We start from the raw sequence: 18770 nt of genomic DNA, 5'->3' as shown, positions 1-18770 counted from the left end.
ACCTCTCGTTACTTGTGTTTACTAACCTTCGTTGGTAAACTGATAAAAAATATGCGCCCGAAAGGAACGTAAGCATGAAACATGACAAGAAGAAAGATAATGTCATTTTGTTTCCTGGTCTGAAAGAAAGACTGATTGAAAAAGGAATGGCAGCATTAAAAGATAAACAGTATCAAGAGGCACTTCACTTGTTTTCAGAAGCAAAATCTTATGATGACGATGAAGAATCCGATATTCATCTCGGTATGGCGATTTGTTTTCTGGAGCTGGGCGAGCTGCAGGATGCAAAGCGTGTGTGTGAAAAGATGCTGCATGAAGGATATGGTCATTACTTCACCGTGCTTCAAGTGTATATGACAATCTTAATTCAGCTGAAAGAATATGAAGAAGTGAAGCAGACAATTGAAGCAGTACTTGAGGAAAACCACCTTCCAGCAGAAAGCGCGGAGCATTTTTACAAGCTGCTCGAATTTAGTAGAAAAATGATCGAATCGCCTGAACAGATTTTAGATGAAGATGAAGAGGACGGCAGTGAAATCAATATAGATGATCTGCTCGAGCGTCCAGAGGAGCAGGTGCAGTTCATCCATTCGCTGAAAGACCGAAACATCACGCCGCACATGGGTCTATTAAATACGATCCTACAAAAGCCTGATGGAAACCCTTTGGTCAAATCATTGATTCTGCAGCTTCTGTCAGATCATGATGTGGCAAAGCCGGTTCATGTGACGAAGTTCGGTGATTCTTTAACGCTTGTTCCTTCTGAGGCTGTTAAACCAGAGCAAATGCCGCTGCTTCAGCAAGTCCTTCGAAAGCTCGATGACACACTCGGCAATGAGAACCCAACCCTTTACCAAGGCGTGGAAGAGTTATGGCGCCGGCACTTATTTGTACTATATCCATTTCTTCCTAAATACACAGATCCGAATCTTTGGGCAGCAGCACTTCATAAAGTCGGCTATGAAATGCATGGGATCGAGATTGACCTCGAAGAATTGCATCTATTGTATGAATTTGATGAACGAGAGCTGAGAGAAGCTTGCACAATGCTGAAAGATATTGAAGAAATTTCTTATTTGTAATTTGTCGATTTAGTTGAAAGACGGACTTGTTATGTTATAATATAATGGTTGTATTTGTGCATATATCGTGCAGTTGTCGATTCCAATGGTTGAAAGACGATATGTATAATCAAGTCAAATGTTGTATACATAATACCGCTTCTTTAGCGGCGTGCGTGGTTTTTAATTGGACGAAGTCTTTATGATGCTTTAGAATGTAACAACGCACAATCTGAATAGATTTTTGGAGGGAAACACACATGTCAGTAAAATGGGAAAAACAAGAAGGTAACGAAGGCATCTTAACGGTAGAAGTTGATGCTGAAACATTTAACAAAGCACTTGATGATGCGTTTAAGAAAGTTGTTAAGCAAGTATCGATCCCTGGATTCCGTAAAGGGAAAGTACCACGTGGTCTTTTCGAACAGCGTTTTGGTGTAGAATCTCTTTATCAAGATGCATTAGATATTCTTCTTCCAGTTGAGTATCCAAAAGCAATCGACGAAGCTGGTATCGAGCCAGTTGACCGCCCTGAAATCGATGTTGAGAAAATCGAAAAAGGCGAAAGCTTAATCTTCACTGCAAAAGTAACAGTGAAGCCTGAAGTGAAACTTGGTGACTACAAAGGTCTTAACGTAGAAAAAGATGACGCTACTGTCACTGATGAAGATGTACAAGAAGAGTTAAAAGGCATGCAAAACCGTCAAGCTGAGCTTGTTATCAAAGAAGAAGGCGCAATCGAAAACGGCGATACAGTTGTTCTTGATTTCGAAGGATTCGTTGATGGAGAAGCATTCGAAGGCGGAAAAGCTGAGAACTACTCTCTTGAAGTAGGTTCTAATTCATTCATCCCTGGTTTTGAAGAGCAGTTAGTTGGTCTTGAAACTGGAGCTGAAAAAGACGTAGAAGTCACTTTCCCAGAAGAATACCATGCTGAAGACCTTGCAGGTAAACCAGCTGTATTCAAAGTGAAAATTCACGAAATCAAAGCAAAAGAACTTCCAGCACTTGACGATGAGTTCGCGAAAGATGTTGATGAAGAAGTAGAAACTCTTGCTGAACTAACTGAAAAAACAAAGAAACGTCTTGAAGAAGCGAAAGAAAACGAAGCAGAAGGTAAACTTCGTGAAGAGCTAGTTGAGAAAGCTTCTGAAAATGCGGAAGTTGACATCCCACAAGCGATGGTTGACACAGAGCTAGACCGTATGATGAAAGAATTCGAACAACGCCTTCAAATGCAAGGAATGAACCTTGAGCTTTACTTCCAATTCTCAGGACAAGATGAAAATGCGCTGAAAGAGCAAATGAAAGAAGATGCTGCTAAACGCGTAAAATCTAACCTAACACTTGAAGCAATTGCTGCTGCAGAAAACTTACAAGTGTCTGATGAAGAAGTAGAAGAAGAGCTTTCAAAAATGGCTGAAGCATACAACATGCCAATTGAAAATATTAAACAAGCGATCGGATCTACTGACGCAATGAAAGAAGATCTAAAAGTTCGTAAAGCAATTGATTTTCTTGTAGAAAACCGTTAATATGGTGCATAATAATAAAACAGGGCGCGAGTGACTCGTGCCTTGTTTTGTACAATTTTTGACTTATCATCGCTTCTTTTGGAAACGATAGTGTAAGTCGCATCTTTCTGTTATACATATCTCGATGTGCAGTGTTAGAAACACATCATTACCGTCTTTTAGGAAAGTATGGTAAAATGCATACATACTGGACCCAGAAAGGTAGCTGACTGTTAGCTACAGGCAAGTGAAGAAGAATAAGGGGTGAAAGAATGTTTAAATTCAACGAGGAAAAAGGTCAATTAAAATGCTCGTTTTGCGGAAAAACGCAAGATCAAGTGCGTAAACTGGTCGCAGGACCTGGCGTATATATATGTGATGAATGTATCGAGCTTTGCACGGAAATAGTTGAAGAAGAGCTCGGCACTGAGGAAGAAGTTGAATTCAAGGATGTTCCGAAGCCTCATGAAATTCGGGAGATTCTTGATGAATATGTCATCGGCCAAGAAAATGCGAAGAAATCCTTAGCTGTAGCGGTTTATAATCACTACAAACGGATCAATTCCAACAGCAAGATTGATGATGTTGAGCTTTCGAAAAGTAATATCTCTATGATTGGGCCAACAGGAAGCGGTAAAACATTACTTGCTCAAACGCTTGCTCGTATTTTAAATGTGCCATTTGCGATTGCAGATGCAACATCTTTAACTGAAGCAGGTTATGTTGGTGAAGACGTAGAGAATATTTTACTAAAGCTGATCCAAGCAGCCGATTATGATGTAGAAAAAGCAGAAAAAGGTATTATCTACATCGATGAAATCGATAAAGTAGCAAGAAAATCAGAAAACCCTTCTATCACTCGTGATGTATCTGGGGAAGGTGTTCAGCAAGCACTATTGAAAATTCTTGAAGGAACTGTCGCTAGTGTACCGCCTCAAGGTGGACGTAAGCATCCTCATCAAGAATTCATTCAAATCGATACAACAAATATCCTCTTTATTTGTGGTGGAGCCTTTGACGGCATTGAGCAAATCATCAAACGCCGCTTAGGTCAAAAAGTCATTGGCTTCGGTGCGGAAAATAAAATCGAAGATCTTGAAAAAGAAGTTCTTTTATCAAAAGTACTCCCAGAAGACTTGCTTCGCTTCGGTTTAATCCCAGAATTCATCGGCCGCTTGCCGGTTATTGCAAGCCTAGAGCCGTTAGATGAAAAAGCACTTGTAGAGATCTTGACGAAGCCTAAAAATGCACTCGTTAAGCAGTATACAAAAATGCTTGAGCTTGATGATGTAGAGCTAGAATTTGAAGAAGATGCTCTTAGCGAAATTGCGAAAAAAGCAATTGAGCGTAAAACAGGAGCTCGTGGTCTACGTTCAATCATTGAAGGCATCATGCTTGATGTGATGTTTGACCTTCCATCACGTGATGATATTGAAAAATGTGTCATCACTGGTGCAACAGTTGCTGATGGCGTGTCGCCGCGTCTTGTGTTAAAGGACGGCACAGTCGTTAATAAAGATACGAAAACATCTGCATAAGAGTAGTCTCACTCCTGAATCCTTTTGATTCAGGAGTTTTTTATTTATCGTGGAAGTTGTGTTTATTCCGTCCAGCTCTAGGAAATACTAGCAGACAGAAACCAATACATACGATAGATGAAGGAGGGAGCACCGATTGAGCTGGACAGGAATCGTTTTATTCATACAACTGTTCTTTGGTATCGTCATCGGGCTGTACTTTTGGAACTTACTGCGAAATCAGCGCACACAAAAGGTGACGATAGACAAAGAGTCAAAGAAAGAAATGGAGGCACTCAGAAAGATGCGGTCAATCAAGCTGAGTGAACCTTTATCAGAGAGAGTCCGGCCAAAGGGGTTTCAGGATATTGTAGGGCAGGAAGACGGCATTCGTGCACTAAAAGCGGCACTATGCGGGCCGAACCCACAGCATGTCATCGTCTACGGACCACCGGGAGTCGGTAAAACAGCCGCTGCCCGTCTTGTGATGGAAGAAGCGAAGCGTCACGCTGATTCTCCTTTTAAAAAAGATGCGGTCTTTGTAGAGCTCGATGCCACAACCGCGAGATTCGATGAACGAGGCATTGCAGATCCGCTTATTGGTTCCGTGCATGACCCAATTTACCAAGGGGCTGGAGCAATGGGACAGGCAGGCATTCCGCAGCCAAAACAAGGAGCCGTCACACATGCTCATGGCGGGGTTCTGTTTATCGATGAAATTGGCGAACTGCATCCGATCCAAATGAACAAAATGCTCAAAGTGCTGGAAGATCGGAAAGTCTTTTTAGACAGTGCCTACTACAGTGAAGAAAATACCCAAATCCCGAATCACATTCATGATATTTTCCAAAATGGACTTCCGGCCGATTTTCGATTGATAGGTGCCACGACAAGAACACCTGACGAAATTCCACCAGCGATCCGGTCAAGATGTCTCGAAATTTTCTTTAAAGACCTTGACCAGCATGAACTGAAAATCGTCGCTGCCAAGGCTGTCCAAAAAATTCAAAAGGAATTAAGTGATGAAGGGCTGAACCTGTTAACCTCCTATGTGAAAAATGGACGTGAAGCCGTCAACATGGTGCAGATTGCCGCTGGCATGGCGGTCACGGAAAATCGAAAAGACATCACGATCGAAGATGTAGAATGGGTTATTCATTCGAGCCAGCTGACACCAAGATATGAACAAAAAGTACCGGAAAAGCCAAAAGTGGGGGTAGTCAATGGATTGGCTGTTTATGGACCAAACAGCGGTGCCTTGCTTGAGATTGAAGTGAACATCTGTAAGGCGCTTGAAAAAGGTAGTATCAACATTACAGGGATTGCAGAAGAAGAAAGCATTGGCAATCAATCGAAATCCATTAGACGAAAAAGTATGGCCAAAGGGTCAGTTGAAAATGTATTAACGGTACTTCGAAATTTAGGCATTCGGACAAATGAATATGACATCCATATTAATTTTCCAGGCGGTGCCCCTATTGATGGACCGTCTGCTGGAATTGCCATGGCGACCGCAATCTTCTCAGCCATACATCAAATTCCGATTGATCATTTGACAGCCATGACGGGTGAAATCGGATTGCAAGGTCAGGTGAAGCCGATCGGTGGTGTGATACCGAAGATAAAGGCAGCGAAGCAGGCTGGTGCCACAACCGTCATTATTCCTTATGACAATCAGCAGTCGATCTTAAAAGAGATTGAAGGGGTCACCATTGTGCCTGTGAAGCACTTCCAAGAAGTGCTGGATCAGTGTTTGGTTAACCCGCCAGACGAGAAGAAAGATGGACTAGAAGAAGAAATGAAAAGAAAATCTGTTTAATCCCCATCACATATGGGGATTTTTTAGTGAAATAGATCTTTTTTTCTTTTTCAAGATAAAAAGAAAGGGTATACTACGGTAAGATCAACATTTCTCAAGTCTTTTACATTGTACAAGACTGAAACAGGTATATTATAATGATTCATACTAGTGACGGAGGTGTCAATCAACATGGCAGATGAAATCAAAAAGAATGTTCCGCTCCTTCCATTGCGAGGTTTGCTTGTTTATCCAACAATGGTCTTGCATTTGGACGTTGGACGCGAAAAGTCTGTTCAAGCATTAGAACAGGCGATGATGAACGATCATATGATTTTTCTAGCTACACAGCGGGAAATTTCAATAGATGAACCAGGTGAAGAGGAAATTTTCAAAGTCGGCACCTACACAAAAATTAAACAAATGCTGAAGCTGCCAAATGGAACGATTCGTGTACTCGTTGAAGGCCTAAATCGAGCGCAGATCGAATCATATGTCGAGCTGGAGGACTATACGTCCGTCGACATTAAAGAATTGACAGAAGAAGAATTAAAGGACGCAGAAGCAGAAGCCCTCATGCGTACATTGTTAGATCACTTTGATCAATACATAAAAATTTCAAAAAAAATCTCAGCTGAAACATATGCAACAGTGACGGACATTGAAGAACCGGGGAGAATGGCAGATATCGTTGCTTCTCACCTGCCGCTGAAATTAAAGGACAAACAAGAAGTACTGGAAACAGTAGATGTCAAAAAACGGCTGAACCGGGTCATCAGCTTAATTCACAATGAAAAAGAAGTGCTCGAGATTGAAAAGAAAATCGGGCAGCGCGTGAAACGTTCAATGGAACGGACGCAAAAAGAATATTATTTACGTGAACAAATGAAAGCCATTCAAAAGGAGCTTGGAGACAAAGAAGGGAAAACGGGCGAAGTCAGTTCTTTAATGTCTAAAATCGAAGAGTCGAGCATGCCGGATTCTGTTCGTGAAACGGCGCTAAAAGAATTGAATCGTTATGAAAAAATTCCTTCAAGCTCTGCTGAGAGCTCTGTGATTCGAAATTATATTGATTGGCTGATCGGCCTCCCGTGGGGCATCTATACAGAAGATCGTCTCGATTTAAAGCTTGCAAGTGAAATTTTAGATGATGAGCATCACGGGCTGGAAAAGGTCAAAGAACGGGTGCTTGAATATCTTGCTGTACAGAAGCTGACCAATTCATTAAAAGGACCGATTCTTTGCTTAGCAGGACCTCCTGGCGTAGGGAAAACGTCACTTGCCAAATCGATTGCCAAATCACTTGACCGAAAGTTTATCCGTATCTCCCTTGGCGGTGTGCGTGATGAGTCTGAGATTCGTGGACATAGAAGAACGTATGTAGGTGCGATGCCAGGCCGTATCATTCGCGGAATGAGCAAGGCAGGAACGATGAATCCGGTCTTCCTTTTAGATGAAATTGATAAAATGTCCTCTGATTTTAGAGGCGATCCATCTTCTGCGATGCTCGAAGTCTTAGATCCAGAGCAAAATCATAACTTCAGCGATCACTATATTGAAGAAACATTTGATTTGTCTCAGGTGCTATTTATTGCCACTGCCAACAATTTAGCAACCATTCCAGGTCCACTTCGTGATAGAATGGAGATTATCACGATTGCAGGGTATACAGAGGTTGAAAAAGCAGAAATTGTGAAAGATCACCTTCTGCCGAAGCAGCTAAAGGAGCACGGATTAAAGAAAGGGAACTTGCAGCTCCGTGAAGCAGCGATTTATGATACGATTCGCTATTACACAAGAGAAGCGGGTGTTCGTGGATTAGAGCGTCAGCTTGCGGCGATATGCCGTAAAGCAGCAAGAGCGATTGTGGCTGAAGACCGCAAACGCATCACGGTGACGGAAAAGAACTTATCTGAATTTCTCGGAAAAAGACTTTACCGTTATGGTCAGGCTGAAACGACAGACCAAGTGGGGGTTGTCACAGGACTTGCGTATACCACTGTTGGCGGAGACACCTTGTCGATTGAGGTATCACTTTCTCCGGGTAAAGGCAAGCTGTTGTTAACAGGTAAGCTTGGTGATGTCATGAGAGAATCTGCACAGGCGGCATTCAGTTATATTCGTTCGAAAGCAGATGAACTGAACATTGATCCTAATTTTAATGAAAAGCATGATATTCATATCCATGTTCCAGAGGGTGCGGTTCCAAAGGACGGGCCATCAGCTGGTATCACCATTGCGACGGCTCTTGTATCAGCCCTCACAGGACGACCTGTGTCAAAAGAGGTTGGTATGACAGGAGAGATCACGTTAAGAGGAAGAGTGCTTCCAATTGGCGGACTAAAAGAAAAAGCATTAGGCGCACATCGTGCAGGACTGAAAACCATTATTCTTCCAAAGGACAATGAGAAGGATATTGATGATATTCCTGAAAGTGTGAGAGAAGGACTAACCTTTATTCCGGTCTCGCATTTAGATGAGGTGCTTGAGAAAGCGTTGGTAGGAGAGGGAAGATGAAAGTAACAAAATCAGATATCGTCATTAGTGCGGTAAAACCAGAGCAGTACCCAAGCGGGGGACTGCCTGAAATCGCTCTTGCTGGACGATCAAATGTTGGGAAGTCCTCGTTCATCAACTCATTGATTAATCGTAAAAATTTAGCACGTACGTCTTCTAAACCAGGTAAGACTCAAACGCTTAATTTCTACATTATTAATGATATGCTCCATTTTGTGGACGTTCCAGGTTACGGCTTTGCTAAAGTATCAAAGACAGAGCGTGAAGCCTGGGGTAGAATGATCGAAACGTATATTACAATGCGTGAAGAATTAAAAGCAGTTGTCCAAATTGTGGACCTGCGTCATAAGCCATCAGTAGATGATGTGAACATGTATGAATTCCTGAAATATTACGGCGTTCCTGTGATCGTCATCGCAACAAAGGCGGACAAAATTCCAAAAGGCAAATGGGAAAAACATGCGAAAGTCGTCAAACAGACACTCGACATTGCCCCATCAGATGAACTAGTCCTATTCTCTTCTGAAACAAAAAAGGGAAAAGACGAAGCCTGGAATGCCATCCTTGCGAAGATTAATAACTAAAAAAAGGCATCTGTCATGAGCAGATGCCTTTTTATTGTATAAGTTATTTCCTTTTTAAAAATAATAAGAGGAGACTGACAGCAATCAGTACATAAGGCCAGTACAATTCAAAACCGGAAGTAGGGATCGAAAGGGAACTTAGCTGCTTTGTAATTTGCTGAAAGAAATAAAGGAACAGACCGAGTGCAATGAGAACAACACTTTCAATACGATATTCTTTTTTCTGAGATGATTTCACAAAAAGAGCAAGTCCAACGATGAATACGATCATCGTAAATGTGTCTGGCCAGTAGTCCAATTTTGGCTGAAGAATAAAGTGTAGCGAAAGGCCCGTCATCAGCATACCGATAAACACATGAGCGCTTTCTTGCTCCTTCTTTCCTTGATATAAGAAAGCAAGGCCAAAAAGCAGTACGAGTGTATACCATTTCTCTTGATCCTTCCAAATGTCAAATTGACCTCCTGAGAGAATGGCATATAGCGCTACAGCCAGCAAAGTGAGCGGTAGCAAAATGGATTTCTTCTTCAAAGATGTCACCTTCTTTTAAGCAGATCATTTGTCCGCACGCGCCAAATCTGGTAAATTGCTTGAAGTGATGATATGGCATAATGGGTGTCGAACATTTTTCTACTATATCACAACATTTTTGAAATCTGTTCACAATTTTCATCCAGTTAAAAATGAATATATGTTATAATCACTATAAATAATAAATTCTATATTGTAATTATTATAAATTAGACAGGGCGTTGGGGGTGCAAGCTGAAGTTATGCATATTCTTGTTGTGGGTTTAGATTATAAAACAGCCCCTGTTGAGATACGGGAACAGCTGAGCTTTGAACCGAGCGAGCTCGGAACAGCGATGTCCAAGCTTAAAGAAGAAAAAAGCATTCTAGAGAATATCGTCATCTCAACATGTAATCGAACAGAGATCTACGCAGTGGTAGATCAGCTTCATACTGGACGGTTTTATATAAAAAGATTTTTAGCTGATTGGTTCGGTTTAGAAAAGGAAGATGTCTCGCCGTATTTGAAGTTCTATGAAAATGATGGAGCGGTCGAGCATTTATTCCGTGTGGCCTGTGGACTTGATTCCATGGTGATTGGCGAAACACAAATACTTGGTCAAGTGCGCTCTAGCTTTAAAGTAGCTCAAGAGGAGAAGACCATTGGTACCGTTTTCAATTATTTATTCAAACAGGCGGTCACCGTTGCAAAACGGTCTCATGCGGAAACAGACATTGCGTCTAATGCCGTGTCTGTCAGCTATGCAGCTGTCGAGCTTGCGAAAAAAATCTTTGGACGTCTTTCTGATAAACATGTCCTGATTCTTGGTGCGGGTAAAATGGGCGAACTAGCGGCTCAAAACCTTCAAGGTCAAGGGATTGGTCAAGTAACGGTTATCAATCGAACGTATGAGAAAGCAAAAGAATTGGCGGGCCGTTTTTCAGGAGAGCCTAAAAGCTTAAACCAATTGGAAAAAACATTATCCGAAGCGGACATTTTAATTAGTTCCACTGGTGCGAAACAATTTGTCATTACAAAAGAAATGGTCGAAAGTGCGAATAAAAAGCGGAAAGGCAGACCTCTATTTATGGTGGATATTGCTGTGCCCCGTGATTTAGATCCAGCCATTTCTGAAGTAGAAGGTGCTTTTTTGTATGACATTGATGATCTTGAGGGCATCGTGGCAGCTAACTTAAAAGAGCGTCGTGCGGTGGCTGAGCAGGTTGAGCTTCTCATTGAAGCAGAAATTGTGGAATTTAAGCAATGGCTGAATACGCTTGGTGTGGTTCCTGTCATTTCTGCACTTAGAGAAAAGGCGCTGACGATTCAAGCGGATACGATGCAGAGTATTGAGCGAAAGCTTCCGAATCTCACACATCGTGAAATGAAGCTATTAAATAAACATACGAAAAGCATTATCAATCAAATGCTGAAAGATCCTATCTTAAAGGCAAAAGAAATTGCCGCGGAGCCGAATGCAGAGGAAAAACTTTTACTCTTCAAAGAAATCTTTGATTTACAGGTTGAAGATGAAGAGCAAAGGGCGGAGCCGATGCAGGTGGAGCAAGGGTCATTTCAGCTGTTTAAACCAAATATGGCACAAGGCCTTGCTACAGTTGCCAGTGAGTGATTAAGCGATGATGGAATCCATTGTAGCGAGACTAGGCGAAGCGACGACCTTGATCTATGCACTAAGTGTCTTGTTCTATTTCATAGATTTTCTTCAACACAACCGGAAGGCTGGAAAAATGGCTTTCTGGTTGCTTTCTATTGTCTGGCTGCTGCAAACAGTCTACATGTTCTATATTATGATGGAAACAGACCGATTCCCTGTGTTGAATGTAGCAGAGGGGTTATATTTTTATACGTGGGTGCTTGTGACACTTTCACTTGTTCTCACAAAAGTACTGCGTGTTGAATTTATCGTCTTTTTTACAAATGTCATCGGTTTTTCCTTGATGGCGATTCACACCTTTACACCATCGGATCTCCACTCAGCAGAACTAACGGGGAAGCTGACGAGTGAATTGCTAGTGATCCATATTACGATGGCGATTTTATCATACGGTGCCTTTTCACTTTCATTTGCTTTCTCTCTTCTCTATCTCTTTCAATATCGTTTGCTGAAAAAGAAAAAATGGGGAAAATGGCTTCTAAGAATTGAAGATTTATCGAAGCTTGATCATATGGCATACGTATTAAACATTATTGGCGTGCCGATGCTCTTACTTAGTTTGATTCTTGGCATCATTTGGGCATATATTTCGTATGATACGTTGTACTGGACAGATACAAAGGTGCTTGGTTCGTTTATTATGCTGTTTTTATATGGTGTTTACTTATATATCAGATTGGTGAGAAATATGCAGGGCAAAGTCGTGGCACTGTGGAATGTCGGTTCATTCCTTGTGCTGATGATCAATTATTTTCTGCTTGGTAGCTTATCAACCTTTCATTGGTTTCAATAAATAATGATGAGTCTTAAGGGCATTGTCGGGAGGAAGACGAATTGCGTACAATTAAAGTAGGTTCTAGAAGAAGTAAGCTTGCAATTACACAAACAAAATGGGTCATTCAAAAGCTGTCTGAACTAAACCCTTCTTATTCTTTTGAAATAAAAGAGATTGTGACAAAGGGTGATCAAATTTTAGATGTGACCTTATCAAAGGTTGGCGGAAAAGGACTGTTTGTCAAAGAAATTGAACAGGCGATGCTAAATCACGACATCGATATGGCCGTTCACAGTATGAAGGATATGCCGGCTGCTCTTCCTGAAGGATTAGTCATTGGCTGTATTCCTGAGCGTGAAGATGTAAGGGACGCTCTTATATCGAAGGATCATCTGCGTCTTCACGAGCTGCCGAATGGTGCTATTGTGGGAACGAGCAGCTTACGGCGCAGTGCCCAGCTTCTTCAGGAAAGACCAGATCTGAACATTAAATGGATTCGAGGAAACATTGATACACGATTGGAAAAGTTGAAAAATGAAGAATATGATGCCATTATTCTAGCGGCTGCCGGTCTGTCCAGAATGGGCTGGAGCAAAGAGGTCGTGTCTGAATTTTTATCTCCTGAGACTTGCCTGCCCGCAGTTGGCCAAGGCGCTTTGTCAATTGAGTGCCGCGGAGATGATGAAGAGCTATTGCAGCTCCTCGCTCAATTTACGAATGAATACACAAAGAAAACGGTTCTCGCTGAACGAGCCTTCCTCAAACAAATGGATGGCAGCTGTCAGGTACCGATCGCTGGCTATGCAACGATAAATGAGCGCGATGAAATTGAACTGACGGGTCTTGTGGCATCTGCTGACGGACACACGATTATTCGAGAAACTGTATCAGGCTATGACCCTGAGGCAATTGGAACAGCATGTGCGAAGCAGATGGCTGATAAGGGAGCAAAGGATTTAATCGACAAGGTGAAAAAGGATCTGTCCTCCCAATGACCATAGGCCAATCGCTTCACGGACAGACGGTGCTTGTCACTCGAAATGAACGTCAAGCGGGTGTGTTTCAGCAGAAGATTGAAGAGCTGAACGGCCATGCTGTTTTAACCTCTCTTATTCGGTTTGAGCCTACGCTCACAAATGAAAAAGCGCAGGCCTTTTTAAAGGACTTAGAAAATAGCCAATGGCTTGTTTTCACGAGTGTAAATGGGGCGTCTTTTTTTCTGAGCTACATAGAAGACCATCATTTACATAAGAGTTTATCCCATTTGAAAGTGGCTGCGGTAGGTGAGAAAACCTCTGCCTATCTTGAGCAGCACGGCTTGAAGGTGGATGTCGTACCAGAACGATTCATAGCGGAAGAGCTCGCAGATGCGCTGCTTGACCATGTGCGTCCGGGAGAGCGTGTGTTTGTAGCAAAAGGACACCTGTCTCGAGATGTCGTGAAGAAAACGCTTGTTCCACTTGGCATAGAAGTAAAGGAATGGATTTTATATGAAACGGTCAAGGATGAGGAAGGAATTGCCGCTCTCAAAACGGCAATGACGAAGCAATCATTTGATTTTATTACATTTACGAGCTCATCCACTGTCCATTCATTTATGCATGCCATGGAGGCAGGTGCAGCGAAGCTAGCTGCTTCTGACACCTGTTTTGTGACGATCGGTCCTCTGACAAAAGAGGCGCTGCTTCAATACGGGATTTCTTCTGAAACCCCAGATACTTATACGATAGACGGAATGCTTGAATTGATGTGCCGTTTATCTGAAAGGAAGTTGAACCAATGATGAAATTTAACAGACACCGCAGACTGCGGACAAGTGCAGGAATGAGAGAATTAGTCAGAGAAACCTTTTTAAGACCATCTGATTTCATTTATCCGATCTTTTTTGTAGAGGGAGAAAATGTCCGAAAAGAAGTCCCTTCAATGCCGGGTGTTTATCACATTTCAGTGGACCTTGTAAAAGAAGAAGTCCAAGAGCTTGTCGACCTAGGCATCAAATCAATTATTGTATTTGGTGTTCCAGATCATAAAGACCATGTGGGCAGTGAAGCGTATCACGATCATGGCATTGTTCAAAGAGCAACGCTTGAGATCAAAAAGCATTTCCCAGAGCTTGTGGTCATTGCAGACACTTGCTTATGCCAATATACAGATCACGGACACTGCGGAATCGTTGAAGATGGAGAAATTTTAAATGATGAATCTCTTCAGCTATTAGCGAAAACTGCTGTTAGCCAAGCGCGCGCAGGTGCAGATATCATTGCTCCTTCTAATATGATGGATGGATTTGTTATTGCCATTCGTGAGGCGCTTGATGAAGCTGGCTTTATTCATGTACCTGTCATGTCATATGCTGTGAAATATGCAAGTGCGTTTTACGGTCCGTTTCGTGACGCGGCGCATAGCACACCGCAGTTTGGAGATCGTAAAACATATCAAATGGACCCTGCAAACCGTTTAGAGGCACTAAGAGAAGCGCAATCTGACGTAGAAGAGGGAGCTGACTTCCTCATTGTGAAACCATCTCTTTCTTATTTAGACATTATGCGTGATGTGAAAAATGAATTTACACTCCCTATTGTTGCTTACAATGTGAGCGGAGAATATGCAATGGTCAAAGCCGCTGCTCAAAATGGGTGGATTTCTGAAAAAGAGCTTGTTCTTGAAATGCTGACAAGCATGAAACGTGCAGGAGCAGAACTCATCATTACGTATCATGCAAAAGATGCAGCAAAATGGCTCTCAGAATAAAGAACGGATAGACAGGAGGATGTTGAAATGGGACGTAGCTATGAAAAATCAAAGCAAGCATTTGAAGAAGCGCAGCATTTAATGCCTGGTGGTGTCAACAGCCCTGTACGTGCATTTAAATCAGTGAACACAGACCCGATTTTTATGGAACGAGGCAAAGGCGCCAAAATCTATGATATTGATGGAAATGAATACATCGATTATGTCTTATCGTGGGGACCGCTTATTTTAGGTCATACGAATGACCGTGTGGTTGAAAGCATTCAGCGAGTGGCAGAAAAGGGGACAAGCTTTGGTGCTTCGACATTAGTTGAAAATGAATTAGCTAAGCTTGTATCAGAGCGGGTTCCTTCTATCGAAGTCATTCGTATGGTCAGCTCTGGTACAGAGGCAACCATGAGTGCACTTCGTCTGGCTCGAGGCTTTACAGGCAGAAATAAAATTGTGAAATTTGAAGGCTGCTATCATGGCCACGGCGATTCTTTGCTCATTAAAGCAGGTTCAGGTGTCGCAACGCTAGGGCTTCCAGATAGCCCAGGGGTACCTGAGGGAACTGCAAGCAACACGATCACAGTGCCGTACAATGATTTAGAAAGCATTCAAGTTGCCTTTCAGGAATTTGGAGACGATATTGCAGGTGTCATTGTCGAGCCGGTTGCAGGAAATATGGGGGTTGTCCCTCCGCAAGACGGTTTCTTACAAGGGTTGAGAGACATCACAGAGCAATACGGAGCTTTACTCATTTTTGATGAGGTCATGACCGGCTTCCGTGTGGATTATCACTGCGCGCAAGGCTACTTTGGCATCACACCTGATCTGACGTGTCTTGGTAAAGTGATCGGAGGCGGTCTTCCGGTCGGCGCTTATGGCGGAAGAGCGGATATTATGAGACAAATTGCGCCAAGCGGTCCAATTTATCAAGCAGGAACGTTATCTGGTAACCCACTTGCGATGACAGCAGGCTTAGAAACCTTAAAACAGCTGACACCTGAGTCTTATGAAGAGTTTAGACGAAAAGGAGACCGGCTGGAAGAAGGCATTTCAAATGCGGCGAAAGCACATGGAATTCCATTAACGTTTAACCGTGCGGGTTCGATGATTGGATTCTTCTTTACAAATGAAGAAGTGGTCAATTATGACAAAGCCAAAACAGCTGATCTCGCTTTATTTGCTGAATTTTACAAGGAAATGGCCGACCACGGCATCTTCCTACCCCCTTCTCAATTCGAAGGACTATTCCTGTCAACAGCTCACACAGATGAAGACATCGAATATACGATTGAGACAGTGGAAAAAGTATTTCAAAAACTACATCGATAAACGAAAGCCGATATGGAAACATATCGGCTTTTTTGTGTTGCTGAAAACCAATCATATTTTCACTGCCCCTCACATACATCTGTATTGACATCTAATTTTATTTTGAAGGATTAGATGAAAGGAGGACACCGACTTGTCTCAAAACAATCGATTACAGTTTTCAGTAGAAGAATCCATCTATTTCAAAAGCGGACAGGAAGTCAGTGAGCTGCTGTCTATTTCTCTCGATCCTGACATTCTCGTTCAAGAAGTGAATGATTATGTTTCGATTAGAGGTTCACTCGAGCTAACAGGAGAATACAACATAAATCAAGAGGAGCTATTGGGTGAATTGAGTTCCTATGCATCATACAGAGAAGCTGATGAGGTGAAGGTCAGAGAAGACGGGACGGCAGAGCTTCTGCATCAATTCCCAGTCGATATCACGATTCCTAAAAACAAAATCAGTCATTTAAATGATGTGTTTGTGTTTATTGATGCGTTTGATTACCAGCTGACAGAAAATCGTTTGCTCACCATTCAAGCTGATCTGGCGATTGAGGGTCTATTAGACGAGGAAATGCCCCAAGCGCCTGTAGAGGAGTCGTATGAATTTGTTCATCGTTCTGAAGAAGAATATGGCGACGTGACCTACGATTATCAGCTGCAGCCAGAAGATGAAGAGCAAGAAGAGCTACAAGGCTATGAACGTGAGATTGATGAGGATCAGGCTGTATTACAGCATGACACGCGCGCCGAAGAAGAAAAGCAGGAAGAAGAAATTGAGATAGAGCTGATGAGTAGGGAAGAAGAAACCGAAGAACTGGAAGAATCGGAGAGCCAAGAAGAAGTGGCGCTTGGTTATCGCTCTTTACCAGAAGCTCAGGTGCAAGAACCACCATTTTTTGAACCGCCTAAGCTCTTAGAAGAAGAGAAACGGGAGGATACATTCTTTGAGGTGGAAGTGAGAAAAGATCCCGAAGCAGCTGAAGAGCTGGAAGAAACGGTTCAGCCGTATCCGGTATTTGAATCACCGGCTTATCACGTGGAAGAGGAGCAAGAGGCGCAGGATGACACGTACCAGCTCGGACGGTTATATGAACGAGAAGCGCCAAAAGTATATGAGGCAGCTCAAGAAGAAGAGGCGTTTGAAGAAGATGTGAGAGAAACGTCTGGCAGTGAAAACTCTCTTTATTTAACAAAGCTGTTTGCTAAGCAGGAGGAGGAAGATTTTTCTCGCATGAAAATATGTATAGTTCAGCAAGAAGATACGGTCGATCGTATTTGTGAGCGATATCAGTTGAGTGTGCAGCAGCTTCTTCGCACAAACTCATTATCGGTGGATGCGGAGCTTGAAGAAGGGCAGATTCTTTATATTCCTGAATATCAAAAAAGCAATGCCTAACAAGAGATGACCGATCGAGAAAATGTGGTGAGTGAACGTGGATGAGATCCAATCTGTCCTATACGAATACGGGCTTGAGGCGGAATACGTTGAACCTGTCAGTCCTGCTGTCGTCAAAGTATATACAAAGCAGGGCGTATTTGCCTTAAAGCGAGTAAAAGCCAACAGGCATATGCAGTTTACAGAGCAAATGCTTGAACTAGAATCAAAGGGCTATCGCTCTTTTGTGCCGATTTATCGGACGAAGAGCGGTTCTTTTTTCTCAAGTCATCGTGAAAGCCAGTACGCATACTATCTCATGCCTTGGCTGACGAATGAAAAGAGAGAAGAGCAGGACGATAAACATGAATATTTATTTCAAGAGATTGCAAGACTTCATAAGCGGACTGAAGTGATGATGGATATCACAGAGCAAGAGATCGAAGCGCACTACACACAAATCAAGACCAAATGGGAAACAGAGAAAGACATGTATGAACGATTCATAGAGCGGGCAGAGCAAACTTGGTATATGTCGCCATTTGAACTGGCTGCTGCGATGTATTTTTCAGAGGCGATGTCTGCCAGCGAATTTGCCCTCGAACGACTAGAAGACTGGCATGAAGAAATGAAAGATAAAGAAACAACACGTGTTGTGTTAAATCATGGGCAGCTGTCGATTCATCACTTTTTGTATAATGATGTGGGTACAGGACATTTCACCAATTTTGAACGGTCTAAAAAAGCCGCCCCCATTTATGACCTTCTGACCTTTTACTATCGGACATTCAAAACCTATCCCACGTCTTGTCCTGAATGCACTTCCTTGTTTTATACGTACCAAAAAGGAAATCCTCTTCGGGAGGAAGAGCTTCATTTGTTTCTTAGTTACCTTGCTTATCCGCAAGGTCTGTTTGATACAGTTAAAACCTATGAAGCAGGCGGGCAGGATGAGATGGAAAGCTGTCAACAGCTGTTAAAAGCGTATTGGCAGATGAAAAATTCAGAGCCGACCGTCATGAAGATTCACGAAATTGAGCAGGCTAGACGGCTTGAAGAAGAACAAAGTGCCTCGTCATCAGCGGAATGACGAGGTTATTTTGTGTGTACATAAGCGCGAGTGTTTAAAACCAATCAAGGTGAAACGCGCAGGCGAGAAAAATGAGAATACCTAGGATGAGGACGTCAAATGTTGTGGGGAAAATGATCGTACGAAACCCTTGAAATATCGCAATCGGGAGAACGACTTGGGAGGCCACTGCCCGAATTTGTCTCAGCCAGGGGGGAAGTGTGTAAGGATTGATCTTTTTCAAAGCAAACGCCCTCCTTCTTCATTTTGTTATTATCATATGGGCAAAGAGGAAAAGGGTGCTTGCCCAATTTGTA

At 42.5% G+C, this 18770-nt stretch carries 16 protein-coding genes; 14 read left to right on the top strand and 2 right to left on the bottom strand.

What is annotated here, in order from left to right; translation table 11 throughout:
- Positions 1-74: 74 nt before the first annotated feature.
- The 6 genes from ddcA to yihA all read left to right on the top strand — a co-directional run bounded on the left by ddcA (position 75) and on the right by yihA (position 8991).
- The gene (gene ddcA / locus MHB83_RS17460) at positions 75-1082 is read left to right on the top strand and encodes a DNA damage checkpoint antagonist DdcA (protein WP_050943638.1); all 1008 of its coding nucleotides are present in this window, start codon (positions 75-77) and stop codon (positions 1080-1082) included.
- A gap of 239 nt (positions 1083-1321) precedes the next feature.
- Positions 1322-2596, top strand: a complete 1275-nt coding sequence (gene tig, locus MHB83_RS17455) for a trigger factor (RefSeq protein WP_253622369.1) — start codon at positions 1322-1324, stop codon at positions 2594-2596.
- 251 nt (positions 2597-2847) lie between these two features.
- Entirely contained in the window at positions 2848-4113 is a 1266-nt protein-coding gene (gene clpX / locus MHB83_RS17450) for an ATP-dependent protease ATP-binding subunit ClpX (RefSeq protein WP_003216176.1), read from the top strand.
- A gap of 136 nt (positions 4114-4249) precedes the next feature.
- Positions 4250-5911, top strand: a complete 1662-nt coding sequence (lonB, locus tag MHB83_RS17445) for an ATP-dependent protease LonB (protein ID WP_003216675.1) — start codon at positions 4250-4252, stop codon at positions 5909-5911.
- A gap of 171 nt (positions 5912-6082) precedes the next feature.
- Entirely contained in the window at positions 6083-8407 is a 2325-nt protein-coding gene (lon, locus tag MHB83_RS17440) for an endopeptidase La (RefSeq protein ID WP_003216539.1), read from the top strand.
- Positions 8404-8991: a ribosome biogenesis GTP-binding protein YihA/YsxC gene (yihA, locus tag MHB83_RS17435; protein ID WP_003216344.1), complete on the top strand. Its 588-nt coding sequence runs from the start codon at positions 8404-8406 to the stop codon at positions 8989-8991. The genes lon and yihA overlap by 4 nt, the downstream gene beginning before the upstream one ends.
- Positions 8992-9034: 43 nt before the next feature.
- Here yihA and MHB83_RS17430 read toward each other — a convergent pair whose 3' ends face one another.
- Entirely contained in the window at positions 9035-9520 is a 486-nt protein-coding gene (locus MHB83_RS17430; protein ID WP_044139987.1) for a hypothetical protein, read from the bottom strand.
- Positions 9521-9762: 242 nt separating this feature from the next.
- Here MHB83_RS17430 and hemA point away from each other — a divergent pair, with 242 nt between their 5' ends.
- The 8 genes from hemA (at position 9763) to ysxE (ending at position 18474) form a co-directional block, all read left to right on the top strand.
- On the top strand, positions 9763-11130 hold the full coding sequence (hemA, locus tag MHB83_RS17425; protein ID WP_050943640.1) for a glutamyl-tRNA reductase: 1368 nt from the start codon (positions 9763-9765) through the stop codon (positions 11128-11130).
- 7 nt (positions 11131-11137) lie between these two features.
- Positions 11138-11968, top strand: a complete 831-nt coding sequence (locus MHB83_RS17420) for a cytochrome c biogenesis protein (protein ID WP_050943641.1) — start codon at positions 11138-11140, stop codon at positions 11966-11968.
- 41 nt (positions 11969-12009) lie between these two features.
- Positions 12010-12945: a hydroxymethylbilane synthase gene (gene hemC / locus MHB83_RS17415; RefSeq protein ID WP_050943642.1), complete on the top strand. Its 936-nt coding sequence runs from the start codon at positions 12010-12012 to the stop codon at positions 12943-12945.
- Positions 12942-13733, top strand: coding sequence for a uroporphyrinogen-III synthase (locus MHB83_RS17410; RefSeq protein ID WP_137054897.1), 792 nt, complete (start codon positions 12942-12944; stop codon positions 13731-13733). The genes hemC and MHB83_RS17410 overlap by 4 nt, the downstream gene beginning before the upstream one ends.
- Positions 13730-14701: a porphobilinogen synthase gene (gene hemB / locus MHB83_RS17405; protein ID WP_050943644.1), complete on the top strand. Its 972-nt coding sequence runs from the start codon at positions 13730-13732 to the stop codon at positions 14699-14701. Before MHB83_RS17410 ends, hemB begins: the two co-directional genes overlap by 4 nt.
- A 27-nt stretch (positions 14702-14728) precedes the next feature.
- Positions 14729-16021 carry a glutamate-1-semialdehyde 2,1-aminomutase gene (gene hemL, locus MHB83_RS17400; RefSeq protein ID WP_342496517.1) on the top strand — a complete coding sequence of 431 codons (1293 nt, stop codon included), beginning with the start codon at positions 14729-14731 and terminating at the stop codon, positions 16019-16021.
- A 133-nt stretch (positions 16022-16154) separates the two neighbouring features.
- Positions 16155-17405: a LysM peptidoglycan-binding domain-containing protein gene (locus MHB83_RS17395; RefSeq protein ID WP_342496516.1), complete on the top strand. Its 1251-nt coding sequence runs from the start codon at positions 16155-16157 to the stop codon at positions 17403-17405.
- 37 nt (positions 17406-17442) lie between these two features.
- Positions 17443-18474, top strand: a complete 1032-nt coding sequence (gene ysxE / locus MHB83_RS17390) for a spore coat protein YsxE (RefSeq protein ID WP_342496515.1) — start codon at positions 17443-17445, stop codon at positions 18472-18474.
- A gap of 34 nt (positions 18475-18508) precedes the next feature.
- On the opposite strand, the gene MHB83_RS17385 is transcribed toward ysxE, so the two are convergent.
- Positions 18509-18697 carry a hypothetical protein gene (locus MHB83_RS17385; RefSeq protein WP_003216497.1) on the bottom strand — a complete coding sequence of 63 codons (189 nt, stop codon included), beginning with the start codon at positions 18695-18697 and terminating at the stop codon, positions 18509-18511.
- Positions 18698-18770: the final 73 nt, after the last annotated feature.

This window comes from Bacillus sp. FSL K6-3149, from assembly GCF_038630515.1.
Lineage (GTDB): Bacteria > Bacillota > Bacilli > Bacillales > Bacillaceae > Bacillus > Bacillus pumilus.
The sequence above is the reverse complement of the archived record's forward strand: the minus strand, read 5'-3'. Positions and strand labels throughout refer to the sequence as shown.

What these genes read in the sequence shown, in the direction of transcription:
- ddcA (WP_050943638.1), top strand. Translation starts at nt 75, where the DNA reads ATGAAACATGACAAGAAGAAAGATAATGTCATTTTGTTTCCTGGTCTG.
- tig (WP_253622369.1), top strand. Translation starts at nt 1,322, where the DNA reads ATGTCAGTAAAATGGGAAAAACAAGAAGGTAACGAAGGCATCTTAACG.
- clpX (WP_003216176.1), top strand. Translation starts at nt 2,848, where the DNA reads ATGTTTAAATTCAACGAGGAAAAAGGTCAATTAAAATGCTCGTTTTGC.
- lon (WP_003216539.1), top strand. Translation starts at nt 6,083, where the DNA reads ATGGCAGATGAAATCAAAAAGAATGTTCCGCTCCTTCCATTGCGAGGT.
- yihA (WP_003216344.1), top strand. Translation starts at nt 8,404, where the DNA reads ATGAAAGTAACAAAATCAGATATCGTCATTAGTGCGGTAAAACCAGAG.
- hemA (WP_050943640.1), top strand. Translation starts at nt 9,763, where the DNA reads ATGCATATTCTTGTTGTGGGTTTAGATTATAAAACAGCCCCTGTTGAG.
- MHB83_RS17420 (WP_050943641.1), top strand. Translation starts at nt 11,138, where the DNA reads ATGATGGAATCCATTGTAGCGAGACTAGGCGAAGCGACGACCTTGATC.
- MHB83_RS17410 (WP_137054897.1), top strand. Translation starts at nt 12,942, where the DNA reads ATGACCATAGGCCAATCGCTTCACGGACAGACGGTGCTTGTCACTCGA.
- hemB (WP_050943644.1), top strand. Translation starts at nt 13,730, where the DNA reads ATGATGAAATTTAACAGACACCGCAGACTGCGGACAAGTGCAGGAATG.
- hemL (WP_342496517.1), top strand. Translation starts at nt 14,729, where the DNA reads ATGGGACGTAGCTATGAAAAATCAAAGCAAGCATTTGAAGAAGCGCAG.